General features: G+C 49.2%; 15 protein-coding genes and 2 riboswitches. Of the genes, 11 read left to right on the top strand and 4 right to left on the bottom strand.

Features of this window, described 5'->3' with window-relative positions; all coding sequences use genetic code 11:
- Positions 1–19 precede the first annotated feature (19 nt).
- Genes PMI05_RS21600 through PMI05_RS21610 form a run of 3 tightly spaced genes read left to right on the top strand, consistent with a single transcriptional unit; the run spans position 20 to position 3,779 of the window.
- Positions 20–1,564, top strand: coding sequence for a spore germination protein (locus PMI05_RS21600; RefSeq protein WP_039961164.1), 1,545 nt, complete (start codon positions 20–22; stop codon positions 1,562–1,564).
- The gene (locus PMI05_RS21605) at positions 1,564–2,664 is read left to right on the top strand and encodes an endospore germination permease (RefSeq protein ID WP_007726317.1); all 1,101 of its coding nucleotides are present in this window, start codon (positions 1,564–1,566) and stop codon (positions 2,662–2,664) included. Before PMI05_RS21600 ends, PMI05_RS21605 begins: the two co-directional genes overlap by 1 nt.
- On the top strand, positions 2,661–3,779 hold the full coding sequence (locus PMI05_RS21610) for a Ger(x)C family spore germination protein (protein ID WP_007726318.1): 1,119 nt from the start codon (positions 2,661–2,663) through the stop codon (positions 3,777–3,779). Before PMI05_RS21605 ends, PMI05_RS21610 begins: the two co-directional genes overlap by 4 nt.
- Before the next feature lie 52 nt (positions 3,780–3,831).
- On the opposite strand, the gene PMI05_RS21615 is transcribed toward PMI05_RS21610, so the two are convergent.
- From PMI05_RS21615 to PMI05_RS21630, 4 genes are read right to left on the bottom strand one after another with little or no spacing between them, the layout of a single operon-like run.
- Positions 3,832–4,344 (bottom strand): acireductone dioxygenase, encoded by a 513-nt coding sequence (locus PMI05_RS21615; RefSeq protein WP_007726319.1) that lies wholly within the window; start codon positions 4,342–4,344, stop codon positions 3,832–3,834.
- A gap of 13 nt (positions 4,345–4,357) precedes the next feature.
- Positions 4,358–5,014 carry a methylthioribulose 1-phosphate dehydratase gene (locus tag PMI05_RS30570; protein ID WP_007726322.1) on the bottom strand — a complete coding sequence of 219 codons (657 nt, stop codon included), beginning with the start codon at positions 5,012–5,014 and terminating at the stop codon, positions 4,358–4,360.
- A 3-nt stretch (positions 5,015–5,017) separates the two neighbouring features.
- Entirely contained in the window at positions 5,018–5,686 is a 669-nt protein-coding gene (locus PMI05_RS30575) for a 2-hydroxy-3-keto-5-methylthiopentenyl-1-phosphate phosphatase (RefSeq protein ID WP_007726324.1), read from the bottom strand.
- On the bottom strand, positions 5,683–6,897 hold the full coding sequence (locus PMI05_RS21630) for a 2,3-diketo-5-methylthiopentyl-1-phosphate enolase (protein WP_007726326.1): 1,215 nt from the start codon (positions 6,895–6,897) through the stop codon (positions 5,683–5,685). Before PMI05_RS21630 ends, PMI05_RS30575 begins: the two co-directional genes overlap by 4 nt.
- 85 nt (positions 6,898–6,982) lie before the next feature.
- A riboswitch (SAM riboswitch) is annotated at positions 6,983–7,160 on the bottom strand.
- 128 nt (positions 7,161–7,288) lie between these two features.
- Between PMI05_RS21630 and PMI05_RS21635 the strand changes: the two genes are divergently transcribed.
- The 8 genes from PMI05_RS21635 (at position 7,289) to PMI05_RS21670 (ending at position 17,507) form a co-directional block, all read left to right on the top strand.
- Positions 7,289–7,804 carry a sigma-70 family RNA polymerase sigma factor gene (locus tag PMI05_RS21635; RefSeq protein ID WP_039961166.1) on the top strand — a complete coding sequence of 172 codons (516 nt, stop codon included), beginning with the start codon at positions 7,289–7,291 and terminating at the stop codon, positions 7,802–7,804.
- Positions 7,804–8,994 carry an anti-sigma factor gene (locus tag PMI05_RS21640; protein ID WP_007726328.1) on the top strand — a complete coding sequence of 397 codons (1,191 nt, stop codon included), beginning with the start codon at positions 7,804–7,806 and terminating at the stop codon, positions 8,992–8,994. The genes PMI05_RS21635 and PMI05_RS21640 overlap by 1 nt, the downstream gene beginning before the upstream one ends.
- A gap of 96 nt (positions 8,995–9,090) precedes the next feature.
- Positions 9,091–9,236: riboswitch (SAM riboswitch) on the top strand.
- Positions 9,237–9,370: 134 nt separating this feature from the next.
- The gene (mtnK, locus tag PMI05_RS21645; protein ID WP_007726329.1) at positions 9,371–10,600 is read left to right on the top strand and encodes an S-methyl-5-thioribose kinase; all 1,230 of its coding nucleotides are present in this window, start codon (positions 9,371–9,373) and stop codon (positions 10,598–10,600) included.
- On the top strand, positions 10,597–11,637 hold the full coding sequence (gene mtnA, locus PMI05_RS21650) for an S-methyl-5-thioribose-1-phosphate isomerase (RefSeq protein ID WP_007726330.1): 1,041 nt from the start codon (positions 10,597–10,599) through the stop codon (positions 11,635–11,637). The genes mtnK and mtnA overlap by 4 nt, the downstream gene beginning before the upstream one ends.
- Before the next feature lie 99 nt (positions 11,638–11,736).
- Complete coding sequence (locus tag PMI05_RS21655) at positions 11,737–12,309, top strand: GNAT family N-acetyltransferase (protein ID WP_007726331.1); 573 nt, start codon at positions 11,737–11,739, stop codon at positions 12,307–12,309.
- A 138-nt stretch (positions 12,310–12,447) separates the two neighbouring features.
- The gene (locus tag PMI05_RS21660) at positions 12,448–14,190 is read left to right on the top strand and encodes an ABC transporter ATP-binding protein (RefSeq protein WP_007726332.1); all 1,743 of its coding nucleotides are present in this window, start codon (positions 12,448–12,450) and stop codon (positions 14,188–14,190) included.
- 19 nt (positions 14,191–14,209) lie between these two features.
- Complete coding sequence (locus PMI05_RS21665) at positions 14,210–16,294, top strand: ABC transporter ATP-binding protein (RefSeq protein WP_007726339.1); 2,085 nt, start codon at positions 14,210–14,212, stop codon at positions 16,292–16,294.
- Positions 16,295–16,322: 28 nt separating this feature from the next.
- Positions 16,323–17,507 carry an MFS transporter gene (locus PMI05_RS21670; protein WP_007726342.1) on the top strand — a complete coding sequence of 395 codons (1,185 nt, stop codon included), beginning with the start codon at positions 16,323–16,325 and terminating at the stop codon, positions 17,505–17,507.
- Positions 17,508–17,785: the final 278 nt, after the last annotated feature.

The following is a 17,785-nucleotide window of genomic DNA, read 5'->3' on the forward strand; positions in this document are numbered from 1 at the left end:
AGGGCGGGAGCTGTAGGAGATGGCGATGAGAGGGTGGCTGAGAAGAAAAAAGACATCTGTCAAAGACAGGATGAGCCTCTCGGGTGAGCCTATCCGTGTTCGTGAGATCAGTGAGCAATTAAGTGATAACATTGCGGAGCTGAATGCGATTTTCACGCTGACACCCGATTTGGTCATTCGGACGTTTACGAGTCATCAGATAGAGGGCAAGGTTACACTCGTCTACCTGAATGGCTTGGTTGATAAAAACTCGATTAACAACAATGTGCTTCGTCCGCTTTTGTCACACCCAGACGGTGAGAAATCGAGTGTTTTTGACCTGTTATCTGTTGGAAAGGTATCAGTTGTCTACGACTTTCGGAAAGTAGAAACCGAGATTTTGCTTGGGAGCAGTCTTTTATTTATCGAGGGTCGAAAAGAAGTGCTTGTGATCGAAACGAATGGATGGCCGCAGCGGGCGATAGAAGATCCGCAGTTGGAAGCTGCGCTGAAGGGAGGCCACCAAGGGTTTGTCGAAACGGACTCGCACAACATTGCCCTCATTCGCCGCTATATTCCCCACCGTGAATTGAAAATAAAAGAAATGTGGTTAGGAGAACGAGGCCTTTCAAAGCTCTCGATCATCTATTTGGCTGATGTGGCGAATCCGGAAATATTACAGGAGTTGGAAGATCGGCTCAAGAGCATCAAGGTTGACTCGATTCTTAATGCGTCTGAACTGGAGGAGTATATCGAGGATAATCCTTACTCTCTGTTTCCGCAGTTTTTGACTTCAGAACGGCCGGATACAGTCGCCTCTCACATCTTGCAAGGGAAGATTGTTGTCGTTGTCGATCGCTCTCCAAGTGTATTAATCGGTCCGGCTACTTTCGTTTCCTTTTTTCAAAACGTTGACGATTACGGTACACGTTGGCCTGTTGCCACGTTTATCCGCTTGCTTCGGTACTTGGCTTTCTTGATTGCTACTTTTTTGCCCGCGATTTATATTGCGTTGATTTCTTTCAATTATGAGGTCATCCCACTCGATTTGATTTTGTCAGTCGGAGAGTCTCGCGAAAAGGTTCCATTCCCTCCCTTGTTAGAGGCATTCATTATGGAGCTCACACTGGAAATGCTTCGGGAATCGGGAATTCGCTTGCCGGCGCCTATCGGACAAACAGTCGGTATCGTAGGGGGTATCGTGATCGGTCAAGCGGTCGTACAAGCGGGGATTGTGAGCAACATCATGGTGATCGTCGTTGCATTTACAGCGATCTCATCCTTTATTATCCCAAACTACGATATGGCCTCGGCAGTTAGGCTTATTCGATTTCTCATGATGATCCTCGCTGCGATGTTTGGTTTTGTTGGCATTATTGTCGGATTGATGGCATTGATCGGCCATTTGATTACGCTGGAATCATTAGGTGTTCCTTATGGAAGCCCTCTTGCCCCTGTGCGTTTCGGAGATTGGAAAGATTTGTTTGTCCGCCTGCCACTATGGAAAATGAAAGATCGTCCCCTTTCAGCCCACACGATTGAGGAGCAAAGACAAGGAGATAATCGGCCAAGGGAGGACGGGTGATGAAAAAGTATACGTACAACCAATTGAGCATCCTCCAGTACATTCTCCTCATTCATGGGGCACAAGTAGGGATCGGAGTATTGACGATTCCCAGAGAATTGGCGGAGAAGGCGAGCACCGATGGATGGATATCGCTTTTGATTGGATGGCTTGCGGCAACGCTAGTCAGTCTCGTCATCACGAACATGATGAAGCAGTACCCGGAGAAGACGATTATCGATATATTTCCATTGATCCTGGGCAAGTGGCTCGGTCGTGTCGCTATTGCTTTGATGTCCATTTATTGCGGGATAGCGGCGTTCGTTTTGATGATAAATGCCACGGGAATCATTAATGTTTGGCTCCTGTCTCAGACACCGGCCTATGTCGTCGTATTCCTTTTTGCTCTGCCGACCTATCTTGTTCTCCAGGGAGGGCTTCGCGCCATTGGAAGGTACGCCGAGCTCGTGTTCTATCTTACACTTTGGATACCTTTTGTTCTCACGACAGCTTATCGAGAGGTTCATTGGTTAAACTTGCTGCCAGTAATCAAGGACGGCTGGCACCCGATATGGGAAGCAAGTAAATCCACGGTACTCTCTTTTCTGGGATTTGAGTTTGGCTATTTCGCCTATCCTTTTCTTCAAAAAAAGGAATATGCGTCACTTGGCATTGTCATTGCGAATACATTGACGATGCTCGTGTATATGTCTGTCACCATCGTTTGTTTTGCTTACTTTAGCCCCGATGAAATCACACAGTATACATGGCCTACGCTCAATTTATGGAAAGCCATTGAGTTCCGCTTTTTGGAACGTGTCGATATTCTTTTTCTCTCTTCTTATTTGTTTATATTGTCAACGACTGCCTTGCCGTACATCTATTTTTGTGTCTTCTCATTCAGTCAGTTATTCGGCATGAAGGATCACCGCAAGCATTTGCGTCTGTTCCTTCTACTGGTTCCAGTGGCGGTATGGTTTTATACGCCATCCTTTATTGATCTGAAGAAATCAACACAAATTTGGAGCTATACAGGCTTAGGCTTTGCATATGTGCTTCCTTTACTGGCTTGGGTGCTGATCAGGCTATCGAAACGAACAGAAGGGGAGGAAAAAGCATGAGGGCATTTGCTCAGATTCTGTTATTGAGCTTGCTGGTAACCATGCTGGCAGGTTGCAGGGATCAAATCAATTTGGAGGATGCCACTTTATCGTTGATGGTCGGAATTGATTTGAACGAAAAAAACGAGCTTCTCTTTTATATCTCAAGTCCGGTGTTCAGTCGGGAGGCAAAGGAAAAATCTGAGGAATACGGTATTCGGTCATCTACGATTAGAGAGTCAAGAATGGGCTTTGATGAGCGAGTGACAGGCTTGACCCAAGCAGGCAAAATTCAGGTGCTTGTGTTCGGGAAAAAGCTGCTGGCTCACCCGGACTGGTTTCGGTTGCTGGATGTCGTTTTTCGGGATGCAAAATTCAGTGTCAACGCACGCATGGCTATGCTTGATGGTCCATTGCATGAGTTATTTGATTTTAAACCAAAGGACAAGCCCCGTTTGTCCATTCATGTGACAACGCTGATAGACACAGCCAATAAAAGAAATCTGACGGTAAAGACGAGGGCACAAGAGCTCCATCGGCAAATGTATGAAAAAGGGATGACACCCACCATGACTGAGTTGAAGAAAGAAAAGCGGGCGGTCAAGGCAGTGGGGACGGCTTTGTTAAAAAAAAATGGGACGTACGCAGGCCTGATAGAACCGCGGGATACGATTCTATTGCAAACGCTACTCCATGAAAAACAAGGGGAACTGTCCGTCACCATCCCGATTAAAGATCCGAACGATCACAAGCAAATTGTGAAAGACAGGATCAGTTTTTTTATCAAGGGAGTCCAAAAAAAAATAAAAACAACCTATCAGAACGGTCGGTTTCATTTTGACGTTCATTTCAAGTTGCGAGTGTCCATATCGGAGCGAATGTTTCCGTTCGACATGGAAAAGGACTACAAAAAGATGGAGCGAATGATCAGTGACGAGTTACAGAAGGATTACATGAAGTTAATCAAGAAATGCCAGGATATCGGTGTAGACCCGTTTGGGTTTGGTATCTATGCGCGTGCCTATGAATATAAGGAATACAAAAAGGTAGAGGATGATTGGATGAAGGCTTTTTCCAATGCCACAGTTGAAATCAAGCCTGACGTATCGATTAAGGGAAATGGCGTCGTAAAGTGAAGGGTGAAAGACAAAACCCCCTGGCAATCAATAAATGCCAAGGGGTTTGTTATTAATAGATCGCTTCCCAGCCTGCAGGAGTGACGAACAAGCGAATCGCCTTAATTTTGCGGTCGTCCATCAGGGTGAAGTAGTGGCGGTAGTTCGGTGGTACGGAGATCAGATCGCCTGGCTCCAGCTCGACGTCGAAGTAGCGATCATCTTTGCCTTTGATGGCGAAAATACCGTGGCCATCGACGCAGAAACGGCACTCATCGTCGGTGTGGTGATGCTCGCCCTTGAATTTCACCAGCAGCTCGTCGAGGTTAGGCGTTTTGTCAGAGAGGACGATAATGTCCGCTGTCAAGTAACCGCGACGTTGGCTGATCGCCTCGATTTCCGGCTTGAAAGTGTCGAGAATCTCTTGTTTTTCCTCGTCTGTCGGGCTGTAGTTATCACGGTGCTTCGGATCAAGGCGATCCACGCCCCATTTTTCGTAAATGATCTCTTGGGTGTCTAGGAAGGAGACAACTTCCTCGGGTGCTGAGATGTACTCATTGTTGTCGTGAAAACGAATTTGTGCCATCGTTTATTCCTCCTTAATTGGTGGTTGTAGTGGACACGACTGCTTGGCGCAATTGCAGCCAGCGGGCGTGATACTCGAATAGGAATTCAAAAGCTTCCAGGTGGCGCTTGGCTTCGAAGTCATTGCCGCCCCACGTGTAGATACCGTGGTTACGGATGAGTACGCCGGGAACTTCTGGTGTGATTACTTTTTCAATAGCGGCAGCCAAGGTCGGAATATCGGCAAAGTTCTCAACAATCGGAACAGTAATGCGCGCGTTTTCTTCCCAGATTCCGAGTCCCTTGATCAGCTCTTGTCCTTGAATGGAGAAGGCTCGTTGTCCAAAGTACAGCTCGGAAATAAGATTGTTCCACACGGTATGGACGTGGAAGCAAGCACCCGCCTTCGGGAACGATTTGTAGACGACGGCGTGGATGAGCGTTTCGGCGGAAGGCTTGAGCGTTGTTACATCCACCGGACGCGAGTCTTGGTCCACGACCAGATAATCTTCGGGGGACAGCTTGGTTTTGTCTTTGCCGCTTGCCGTTACGGCAAATTGCAAGGGATCGTTTTGTATCTTAATGGAGAGATTGCCACTAGTGCCGGGAAACCAGTCCCGGCGGGCAAATGTCAGCTTGGCGTCATCCAGACGGCGAAAGGCATCCAGACGTTGTTCGAGTGTTGCGGTCATGAGTTAAACAACCTCCTGTTGGACTTGCTGTAAAATGCGAATCACGTCGTGGAATGTGGCAAACTTGCTATGCGGCAATTGCAGCTCTTCCGCCTTGTCAGCGAGGAAGTGACGGGCAATCACATAGTCAGCGATTTTGGCTCCAGCCAAATCAGTGATGGAGTCGCCGATGACGATTCGGAAATGGGTTGCTGGATCGTAACGGCGGATGATTGTCGTCTTGCACATGCCGCAGCCGTTTGTGCAATGCTCGTCGCAAGCGTTAGGCCACGTAATGGTGATCCGTTCTCCGCTGAAATCACTGCCGTTGCAGTAAATAGGCACATCGGAGAGATCGAAAGGTGCCAGGATAGGTTCCAGGAAAAAGTCGATGCCGCCACTCGTGATCAACAGTTCAATGCCTTGTTCGCGGCAATAGCTCACGAATTCAGCAAATCCCGGGCGAATCGTCGCTTCTTTGACAATAAAATCAATAATGTCCTGGCGCAAGGAGGAGGGCAATAGTTGAAACAGTTTGCCTACTCCTTCCTGAACGCTTATTTTTTGCGAAAGGATTTGCTCCGTCAAGGCTTCCCACTCAGGGGGAGCAAACTTTCGGACAATCGCTACAATGTTGTCTTTTTCGGTAATCGTTCCGTCGAAATCGCAGAACAGGACGAGCTTCTTGCTCATCGTGCGCCACCCCACTTTTCCAAGGCGATCGCCAGCTCTTGTGATTCCGCGGCAGCTTCTTCCAATGTTCGGCCTGCGGTGACTGCCTCAATCGCTGCAACGAATGCTTTCGCTCCTGCGGTTGCTCCACCGGGATGACCGTGAATTCCGCCTCCTGCATTGACGATTTGATCTAAACCAAAGTCTTGATACAGCTGTGGAACCAACCCTGGATGAATGCCAGCGGACGGAACCGGGAAGGAACGTCGCACTCCATTCAGTGGGTCGGTCAAATGCTTGGCGAGCTGCAACGCTTCTGTTTTGTCCAAGGCGACATTGCCATATGGAGAGGGGAAGAGCACCAAATCTGCCCCAGCTACACGCATCAACGTTCCGAGCAGAAGCGGGGTGGCGATACCGTAGTCAGGTGATGGATAGTAAGCGCCTGCCAATGCTGGATGCGCCATGATCGGTACGTGTACATCAGGATCGGCTGCCAAACGGTGCAGGGCATCGAAGCCAAAGGCCAGCACATTGAACAAGAGGCAGTCAGCACCCGCATCTACCGCACGTTTCGCTTTTTCGTTCAGCTCATGCACAGGTCCAGTCAGGTTGGCTGCATAGAGGACTGGCTTGCCTGTTTCGGCTTCTGTATCCTGAGCGATCTGCTTGAACGCTTTGATCCGTTCGATAAAAGGAGCGCGCTCATCTGCAAAGAAGATCTCGTCATCTTTCACCAGATCGACTCCGCCCAAGGCTTGTGCCCGGAATTGCGTTTTCAGGTCGTCGAAAGGAAGGCCTAGGCATGATTTGAAAATGCTCATCAAGAGCGGACGGTTATGTGCCCCTAAACGTTCGCGCAGACCATCAATACCGTACTTCGGTCCAGGAAAAGCCTGAAGGAATGAGTCAGGGAAAACGATGTCGACGAGCTTGATTTTGCCATCCATCGACAGTTTGCCGAATATTCCGGTCAACAAGGATGGAATGTCTGCTGTAAAATTGCGAGTCGGATAGCTGACGGTAATCAGACCGCGTGTTTCTCCGTTTTCTAGTGTCTCTAGTGGCGTCGAGCTCACGGCTTCACCAAGATACGGGGCTAACTCAGCTTGCTTGGCAAGCGGCAGGTCCGTCCAGGAACCGACAGTCATGCCGACAGCAATGGCTTGTGCTTTCTTGTTCAAGTCTTTTGCTTGTGTGAGATAGGTAACGAGGATACGTTGTTCACTCATGTACGTCTAATCCTCCTTGATTTAAATAAAAAAGCCTCCCCATTGAGCGGGGAGGCGGTTGTCGACTATGAAAGCGTCTCGTCTCCTCTCATCTCTCGGGTCAGTAGCCGAGACAAGCCAAAGATGCTCGATCTCGACTCTTATCCGTTGGAATTAGCACCGTTTCGCTATCCAATTGTACGCATTATCCGCGTACGATTCATGGTATAGCGCCGGTTGCCGGGCATCATAGGGCCAGTCCCTCAGCCAGCTCGCGATAAGAGTTATTCGTTTCCCCCATGATATGACGTTCATTGGCAGGAGTCAATTTTTTTTTACAGAGAATGTGCAGCAGGTTATCAGAAAAATGAGACGAAGGTGAAACTTTTTGGCACGTCCTTCGTGGTAAGGGATGAAGGGGTGTGAACGGCTTGGGAAAGTAGGTCTGGAGGATGTGTACCAGCTGCATGTAAACGATATTTACCGCTATCTTTTCCGGCTGACACGAGATGAGAGGCAGGCAGAGGATTTGACACAGGAAACCTTTTGTCGCGCCTTCTCTTCCTTGGACGACTACCGTGGGGAAAAAGTACGGCCCTGGTTGTTCAAGGTGGCCTATCACGCTTTCGTGGATGGTTATCGCAGGAAGACGAAACAACGATTTTCGTTTGTGGAAGCCCTGCCCGAGCGACGTGATCATTCGGCGGTTGATCCGGCAGAGCATGTCGTGAACAAGGAGCTATGGGAAGTGGCCCATGACTATTTGGAGAGACTTCCAGAAAAGCAGAGACAGGTCATTTTGTTGGCTGCCATGCAGTTTTCCTACACGGAAATGGCAGAGGTACTCGGGATCGAGCTGGCAGACGTCAAGCGTTCCTTGTTTCGGGGACGACAAAAGATGCGGCAGTTGTGGAGGGAGGAAAGGTAATGAGGGAGCAAGATGGCAGCAATCGCGAACAAAAGCTACTGGTTTATTTGCGTGGAGATATGTCGGGGGAAGAGGTAAAACGATTCGAAGAGGAGATTGCCGCTGACGAGGAATACGCACAGCGGTTGGAGAGGCTTTTGCTGGGGGAAGAAATGGGAGAGGACCACGCGAAAACAAAACAGCCCGAAACGCTGTCGGCTGAAAAACAGCGCACCATTGTTCGCCGGGGGAAATGGAAAAACCGGTTGTCTAACGCTGGCTTCGCCATTGTGCTTCCCTTTTTTGCCGGAGTCGTGTTGTTGTTTTTGAATGGCTGGGTTGGATCACTGATGCATGAAGATCTGTTCCGCGTTGCGAAGTCGATGGTCAATTTTACTCAACCGGGTGTGAGAGTAGGGAGTAGTGGTTCGCAGGTCGGATTGCTGTACGGAAACATCAGCATGGAACTACGCGAGCGGGTTGGGGGAGAAGAAAAGAACGCGGGCCGTTTTGAGAGTACGAATGTGCTATGGAACGTGAATGCGAAGCCGCAATGGACGAACGGGGTCAGGGAGCAAAAGCTGTTTTTCCGTTATCCGACAGAGGGGGAAACGGAGGATACCATGTCTCTCACTTCACCTGCCTGGACGACTATGGAGAAGCTGCCTGAGGGAACTGTTTCGCAGCTTGCAATATCTTTTGACCACTTTCTGACGTACGAGGAGTATTATGCACTGATTTCCCGCCATGTTACCTCTTCAGGACAAGATACAGTTTGGTTTGCGGTAGATACAGGGGTGGAGCTCAAGCAAGCAGAGAGTGATGTACCCAATCTGTTACTTGGTGCAGGGGACGTATGGGGATTTGCTCAGAGAGAACTCGATTACGGAGGTGCGCCCATCCGGGTAAATGGGGAAGGGGCAAGAAGAATGGCGACCTATCTGAACGAAATGAAGTACTTATCTGAGCAAGAAGGTCTGACTCGCGATATTGGCAAAGCCTTGGTATTTGGTAGCGACCCTCAGATAGCAGAACGATACAACTACATGCAACAAAACGGAGTGCGAATCTACGGCGCTGTCCTGACCGGACCTACAAAAGAACTACTGAAGCTCAAGGCCGAAAAGTCGATAACAGCAGCGTTTTTAGGCAAAGTAGACTGGTGGAATTGGGAGCGACCTGCGGCATCGGGAACACAACACAGCTACTAAAAGCAAGGTGCGAATTTTTGCACAAAAGGGTGTTGACATCGTGGAAGCGTTGGTTGTATGATTCAAACTAAATCAAAAACCGAATACGTTTTGGATACCTTATCCAGAGAAGGTGGAGGGACTGGCCCGATGATACCCGGCAACCGACATGACGCCATTCAGACGCGAGGAAGCGACTGATTGACAGGCGACATGCACGGTGCTAATTCCTGCAGAAACAAAAGTGGTCTGGAAGATAAGGGGGACATCAACACGGTTCTTACACGTGACGACAGCGACCTCTTTTCTTCGGGAAAAGAGGTCTTTTTTTGCTCTCATGACACAAACAAAACAAGTAGAGATAGAGGAAAAATACGCAGAGGGGAGTTTTGGAATCATGGCATATCGCGCATTGACTGAACAGGAAGCAGTGGAGTACGTAAAAGGAATACCGGGTCTTTTTAGCGAAGGAGCAGAGCTGACCAGTCGCGAAATCGGGGATGGCAACCTCAATCTGGTTTTTGACATTCAGGAGCCAGCATCCGGTAAGAGCGTCATTGTCAAGCAAGCACTGCCTTTTGCCCGCGTCGTGGGAGAATCTTGGCCGCTTACGATTGATCGGGCTCGCATCGAGAGCGAGGCACTCCGCATTCAGCACAAATACGTTCCAGACCTGGTGCCGCAGGTGTATCATTTCGACGGGGAGCTTGCGTTGACTGTCATGGAAAACGTCGGGGACCACATCATCATGCGCAAAGGTCTGATCGAAGGAAAGCGGTACCCGCTATTCGCGAAGCAAATTGGTCGTTTTCTCGCGCAAACCTTGTTCTTCACATCCGATCTGGGCGCGCATCCGTACGATAAAAAAGCGCTAGTCGGAACATTCATAAATCCAGAATTATGCAAAATCACAGAAGACCTCGTCTTTACCGATCCGTATGAAAATGCGCCTACCAACGACTTCAACCCGTTGATTCGCAGGGAAGTCGAGGCGATCTGGAACAACAGGCCGCTGAAGCTGGAAATCGCCAAGCTGAAATACGATTTCCTTACGCGCTCAGAAGCGCTGCTGCATGGTGACTTGCATACCGGAAGTATTTTCATCACAGAAAACAGCCTGAAAGCAATCGATCCAGAATTCGCTTACTACGGCCCAATCGGTTTTGACATCGGGGCGATTATTGCCAATCTGCTGCTCAACTACGCAGGACAGCACGGTTTGCAAAAAGATCAAGGAGAACGGGAAGCGTACCGCGAATACTTACTGGAAACGGTCGAGGATGTCTGGAATGAATTCGTTTCGCAATTCGTTCAGCTCTGGCACAAGCACGCCAAAGAGCGCAGCGCTCATGTCGAGGGACTGTGGCAAAGCTACGTGAAGCGCTTGATTCAGGATACAGCAGGCTATGCCGGATGCAAAATCTTGCGCCGTGTCATCGGCTTGGCGGGCGTAGCGGACCTGAATGCCATTGAAGACGACCAGACTCGCGCAGAAGCAGAGCGTCTGGCTCTCTCGATTGGAGAAGCACTGATTCTCGGTCGCGGCGGCATAGACGAATCGACAGATATCACGGACATCGTACGCACTGTGACCGAACGTTACTATCAGGAGGCTACAACAGTATGACAACCAGCACTCAATTGGCACCTGTTAAGTGGGAGAATAACGCATTGGTCTTGCTTGACCAGACGCGTCTGCCAGTAGAAACGATCTATTTGAACTTAACTACCTCCGAGCAAGTATGGGGTTCCATCCGTCGCTTGGAAGTGCGTGGCGCACCGGCGATTGGCATGGCAGCAGCTTACGGGCTTTACCTGGGCATTCGTGGCAGTGAAGCGAGTAACTACGACGAGTTTTGGCAGGAACTGAACCAGCAAGCAGACTACCTGGGCTCTTCCCGTCCGACAGCCGTGAATCTGTTCTGGGCGTTGGATCGAATCAAAGCTCGTGTTGAAAAAGAAAGCGGAGCTTCGATTGCCGAATTGAAGGCAGCAGTGCTCGATGAAGCACTGACGATTCAAAAGGAAGATGCTGAAGTATGCCGGACCATCGGAGAGCATTTGCTCACTCTGTTGCATGACGGTATGGGAATTCTCACACACTGTAATCCAGGGGCATTGGCTACAGCAGCTTACGGTACGGCTACCGCTCCATTTTATTTGGCAAAGGAACGCGGTTGGAATCTGAAGGTGTACGCAGACGAAACCCGTCCTGTCCTGCAAGGCGCTCGTCTTACTGCATTCGAATTGCAGCAAGCAGGGATTGATGTGACGCTCATCTGCGACAACATGGCGGCGATGGTTATGTCCCAAGGGAAAGTAGAGGCTGTCATTGTCGGTACAGACCGCGTAGCAGCGAATGGAGATGTCGCCAACAAAATCGGTACGTATGGGGTAGCGGTATTGGCAAAAGCTCACGGCATTCCTTTTTACGTGGCTGCTCCCTTGTCCTCTGTCGATCTGGAGACACCAACAGGCGCAGATATTCCGATTGAAGAGCGTCCAGCCGAGGAAATTACCCATGGCTTGGGCAAACAGGTAGCTCCAGACGATATCAAGGTGTACAATCCTGCGTTCGATGTAACGCCTGCGAAGTACATTACAGCGATCGTCACGGAGACAGGCATTTTCAAGCCGGAAGAGATCGGCAATAGCAAAAAATAAAAAAACGAATTTTAAGCGTTCGCCCTCTTGTTGCTGGCGGACGCTTTTTGCTCATTTTGGCGTTTTCCAGTAAAATATCCAAGAAAAGGGGAGATACGTATGCAACCGATTCAACGGATAGCAATCAATGAAGATACGTACTTGAAACAATTAGAATTAGCCGATGCTGAGGAGTTATTTTTGCTTACGGATTCGAACCGGGAGAATCTTATGGAATGGCTGCCGTGGCTGAATTATACGAAGAAGGAAGAGGATTCGCGCCAATTCATCCAAGCGACGATCCATCAGTACAACGATAATCGCGGCATCAACTACGGTATTTGGTACCAAGGACGTCTGGCTGGTACAGTCGGCGTACATACGGTGGATTGGATCAACAAAAAGACGTCCATTGGCTATTGGCTGGGTGCGCAATTTCAGGGTAAGGGCCTAATGACGGAAGCAGTGGCGACCTACTTGGACGTATTGATCTTCGGGTCATGGGATTTGGAAAAAGTAACGATTCAGGCTGCTACGGAAAACTACAAAAGTAGATCGATTCCGGAGCGATTAGGGTTTCAACTGGAGGGGATACTACGCCGGAATGAATTCCTTTACGATCATTACGTGGATCATGCCACTTACAGCTTGCTAAAAGAGGAATGGCTTGACTGGAAAACCGATAAAAAATAGTAGATTGAACTGTATGCTTCGATTGACAATGAAAATTCTGTAAATTACGATGGTGAAGACAGATCAAGAGGGCTGCGTGTGATTCGCAAGCCCTTTTTTAGTCGTGCTGTTAGGCTTAAATAAATAGAGGTGATTTACATGCAGACACTTCGGCAATTATCTTGGTTTTTCCGTGCCTATTGGAAACGGTACGTCATTGGAATCTCTGTGCTGTTTATCATCGATGTCCTCATGCTTTGGCCGCCGAAATTAATTGGGGACACGGTGGATTCGATTCGTAACAGTTCCCTGACGGACGCTGACTTGACGCAAACAGTGGTCATCTTGCTCGTTTTGGGTATTAGCTTGTACGGATTGCGGTTTCTCTGGCGGTACTTGTTAAATGGGGGAGCCTTGATACTGGAGAGGACGTTGCGCGAGCGACTGTTTGCCCATTTGACGAGAATGACTCCTTCATTTTTTCATCGCAAGCGCAGTGGGGATTTGATGGCCGTCGCTACCAACGATATTCCTGCCATTGAACAAACTGCTAGTACAGGGGTACTTACGCTTGTCGATGCGCTATTCATGACCTTGTTAACGCTGGGCGTCATGATGACCGCGATTGATTGGAAGCTGACGCTGGCTGCGCTGATCCCGATGCCGTTTTTGGCTTGGTCAACGGCGTACTATGGAAAGTTGCTGCATGAGCGTTTTTACTTGGCGCAGGAAGCCTTCGGAGAGATGAATGATCATGTCCAACAATCCGTATCGGGCGTTCGGGTATTAAGAGCATTTGTTCAGGAAAAGGCCGATATCGAGGCATATCGCCGAGTCAGTGAAAAAACGTTGGAGAGAAATGTGAGCGTTTCGCGGATCGACGCCCTGTTCGAGCCGACAATCGCGATTATTATTGGCTTCAGCTTTTTGATCGGGCTGGGCTATGGGACGTATTTGGTGTTCACTAGCGCTATCTCCTTAGGGGATTTGGTTGCGTTCAATTTATACTTGGGACTTTTAATTTGGCCGATGTTCGCCTTTGGGTGGCTGGTCAATGTATTGCAACGCGGTGGTGCTTCCCACAAGCGTTTTACAGAGCTAATGGTGGAGCAGCCAGATGTGACGGAGGCAGCGAATCCGGTCACGAGCCAAATCGCCAATACCGTAGAAGCACGCCATTTTTCCTTTACGTATCCAGGCACTGACAAGCCGGCACTCACCGATATCTCGTTTCGTTTGGGCGCAGGAGAGACGCTTGGGATTGTCGGACGGACAGGAAGCGGCAAATCGACGCTATGCCGTGCCTTATTGCATCAATATCAGATGAAGGAACAAGCTCTGTTTATCGGGGGCATCCCAATTGAGGGACTCGCTTTTGATACGTTGCGAGAAAAAATCGGCTATGTGCCTCAGGAGCATTTGCTGTTCTCACGGACGATTGCAGAAAATGTTACATTCGGGAAACCACAAGTGACGACCGAGGACGTGATGCATGCGTTGGAGCTTGCGGAGATGAAGAGAGATCTGGAGCAATTCAGAGATGGATTGCAAACCATGGTTGGAGAGAAGGGCGTCACCCTCTCGGGGGGACAAAAACAGCGCATTTCCATTGCACGCGCTCTTTTGATGGATGCGGGTATCCTGATTCTCGACGATTCTTTATCGGCTGTGGACGCGCGGACAGAGGAGAGCATCCTTTGTCATCTGAGACAGGAGCGCGCGGATAAAACGACGATTATTACCGCTCATCGTCTGTCTGCCGTACAGCACGCACAACTGATTCTCGTGCTGGATGAGGGGCAGATCGTCGAACGGGGGACACATGACGAGCTGATGCAACACAACGGCTGGTATGCAGAGCAGTACCGTCGTCAGCAAATGGAACAGGATGTGGCTGGTTGAGAGAGGGGGAAAGCGTTTCATGAGCAAAGAAAATGTATGGGGGCGTTTGACCGAGTACGCCAGACCATTTCAAAAGCAAATACTAGGCGCGCTGTTCCTACTCTTGCTGGGGACGAGTGCAGAGTTGGCGGGGCCTTTTTTAGCCAAGGTCATGATTGATAATCACATCCTGGCGATCCAGAAGCCTTGGTATCAACTGGACGAAGTGCCACCACAAGCAGCGGGGCAAGTCGCCTCACTGAACAGTACGAACTATATTCGTGAAGATGTTGCAGCAAAGACGGGTCTTGTTTTGGACAGTATCACTCAAAAAGAAGTAACCGTGCTGACAGAAGGCACGACCTATTACTTGGTTTCCGGCAAGGTGAATCCAAACACGCAGAAGCAGTTCACCCCGATTGCGCCAGAAAACGGCAGGGAACGCTTCGAGGTAACAACCAAGGATCAATCAGGTAAAATGATGACTTCCACAGGCATTCGGCTGACCGCAGAGGAAGTCAAGGCGATGTATCAAGGGGATGTCCTGCCCATTGTCTGGCTATCTGTAGGTTATGGAGCACTGATCTTGCTCTCAGCTGGTTTCAACTACGTGCAGATTTTGTGGCTGCAAAAGATCGCTCAGCGCATCATTCAGCAAATGCGGATGAAGCTGTTTATCCATTTGCAAAAGCTCCCGGTTGCCTTTTTTGACAAAACGCCAGTAGGTGCGCTCGTCTCCCGGGTGAGCAATGATACAGAAGCCATCCGTGAGCTGTATGTAAGTGTGCTCGCCACATTTGTACAGAACGCTCTTTATTTGATTGGAATCTTGATCGCGCTCTACATCTTGCAGCCTGAGCTCGCCCTCTTCTGCTTTTTGACGGTGCCAGTGCTCGTACTGTTAGTCTACGTGTATCAAAAGTACAGCTCTCGCTACTATGCGGTGATTCGCGCGAAGCTCGGTGATATGAACACAACGATTAATGAAATGATCCAGAACATGACGATCGTGCAAGCTTTTCGTCGGGAGAAGGGCGTACAAAAGGAGTTTGCTGATGTAAACGAGGTCTACTTCAAGGTGCGGATGAAAGAGATCAATCTGGAATCCTTGCTTTTACGCCCAGCGGTAGATTTGATCTGGAAAGTTTCCTTGACCCTGATCGTCTGGTATTACGGCGCGACTTCCTTCCACAGCGCGATTTCCTTCGGTGCGCTTTTTGCTTTTGTCGATTACATGGGGCGTTTTTTCGAACCGATCAACATGATCATGAATCGGTTGTCACAAATGCAGCAGGCGACCATTTCGGCGGGGCGTGTCTTCGAAATTATGGATGAGACCACGGAGAAGAAAGAAACTGGTGCACAAATCGAGCGCCCGCGTGGTGAGGTTGTTTTTGATAACGTATCTTTTGCTTATCAAGGTGATGATTACGTCTTGAAAAACGTCTCCTTTACGGCGCAGCCTGGTCAGACGATTGCATTGGTAGGACACACCGGATCGGGAAAAAGCTCTTTGATGAATTTGCTGCTCGGGTTCTATCCGGTGACGAAAGGGAGCATTTTGATCGACAGGCAAGATATGAGAGAAATTGATACGCACTCATTGCGTAGTCATGTTGGACTCGTTTTGCAGGACCCGTTCTTGTTTACAGGAAGTATTGGATTCAATATTCGTATGTACAATGATACGATTACGGATGAAGAAGTGAAGCGGGCCGCAAAAGCTGTACGTGCTGATGAATTCATTTCCAAGCTACCGGGCGGTTATGACGAGCCAGTCGTCGAGCGAGGCATGACGCTATCCGCAGGCCAACGCCAACTGATCTCTTTTGCTCGGGCATTGGCTGCTGATCCCGCGATGCTGATCTTGGATGAAGCAACGGCAAGCATTGACAGTGAAACAGAGCTAGCTATTCAGGAAGCGTTGCATGTACTATCAAAAGGTAGGACGACATTCATCATTGCACATCGATTGTCGACGATTCAGCACGCCGACCAAATTCTTGTTTTGTCCCGTGGGGAAATCATGGAGCGAGGTACACATGATGCACTCATGGCGCAAAATGGTCTTTATCAAAAAATGTATCAGCTTCAACAGGGGAGTGCTTCCGTAGAGAGTGCTTAGTAGGGAGCTAGGAAGGAGAAACAACACCATGTCACAGTCACGTTACACCTTTTGGGTGTTGATTTTGGTTGTTGGCATTGCGGGGTTAAGCCAAGGCTTGACGATCCCGATGCTGACGGTTTTATTGGAAAAACAAGGTGTTTCATCCGTGATGAACGGACTCAACGCCGCTGCCTTGTATATTGGGATGGTCATGGTCAATCCATTTTTGGAAATCCCACTGCGGCGCATTGGATACCGATCCACAATATTATGGGGATTGCTGTTGGTGACGATCGCAACAGCGCTCATCCCGATGTTCAGCCATTTGGCGGTCTGGTTCGTATTGCGCTTACTGATGGGTGTGGGCGATAGCGGTTTACATTACGCCAGCCAAATGTGGGTGACTAAGATCGCAGCTCCCGAGAATCGTGGACGCGATCTTTCCATTTACGGTCTGGCATATGGCGTGGGCTTTAGTATTGGTCCACTAGGCTTAAGCGTGCTGCATTTGGGGATTTGGGTACCTTTTGGCGGCTTGCTCGTTCTGTATCTGATTGCCTTCTTATTATTATCCCGAATCAAAAATGAATTCCCAGCACAGATTGAACAAACGGAAAAGAAGCAAAATAAATATGCATTTGTTTTGCGACTTGCCTGGCTGGCGCTGATTCCTTCGTTTTTGTTCGGATTCATGGAGACGTCACTCAACGGCAGTTTTCCCGTTTATGCCTTGCGTACTGGCTTGTCCGTTGAATGGGTTTCCTTGATCCTTCCGTCGTTTGTCGTGGGAAGTATTATCTTGCAGATGCCGTTGGGGGCATTGAGTGACCGTATAGGACGCAAGCAAGTTATGCTCGTGTGTGCGCTTGTAGGGGGATTGGCCTTCTTCCTGTTCCCGTTTGCAGGTGAAAACGTATGGCTGATGATGCTGTTGTTGGCCATTGCAGGAGCGGCAGTCGGTTCCTTTTACTCGCTGGGCTTGGCTTTTTCGGCAGATATTTTACCAGCATCGATGGTTCCTACCGCAGGAATTATCGCGGGTGTCAATTTTGGTGTCGCCAGTATTTTGGCTCCGAATGTGAATGGCCTGCTGATGGACGTGTGGGAGCCGTGGACGATCTTTTGGCTGATGGGATCGCTGCTCATTGTTTTCGCGGCAGCTTGTCTGTTTTTCAAACAAAAAGCAACCCAAGAACAGACGTATTCGATGCCGTTGCAAAAACAGGGGTAAAAACAACGATGGATAAGCTTCGCCAAGCTTTTGGCGAGGCTTTTATTTTTTTTGCCCAAAAAAGCATAAACGGGCATCAAGGAGGGAAGCGTATGAATAGTAAGTAGAACAGCATGATTGGAAGGGGTTACCCGATGCTGACACCGTGCATTTTCAGAAGAGGCATTGCCTGGATCTTATTTTTCGTGCTCAGTCTGGTAATCATCCCGTTTTTCTCAGATGACGGCCAGGCTCCGACACCGTCTGCCCCTGCCCCTGCCACTACAAATGCAACTTCG

This window comes from Brevibacillus sp. BC25 (assembly GCF_000282075.1).
In the GTDB taxonomy this organism is placed as follows: domain Bacteria; phylum Bacillota; class Bacilli; order Brevibacillales; family Brevibacillaceae; genus Brevibacillus.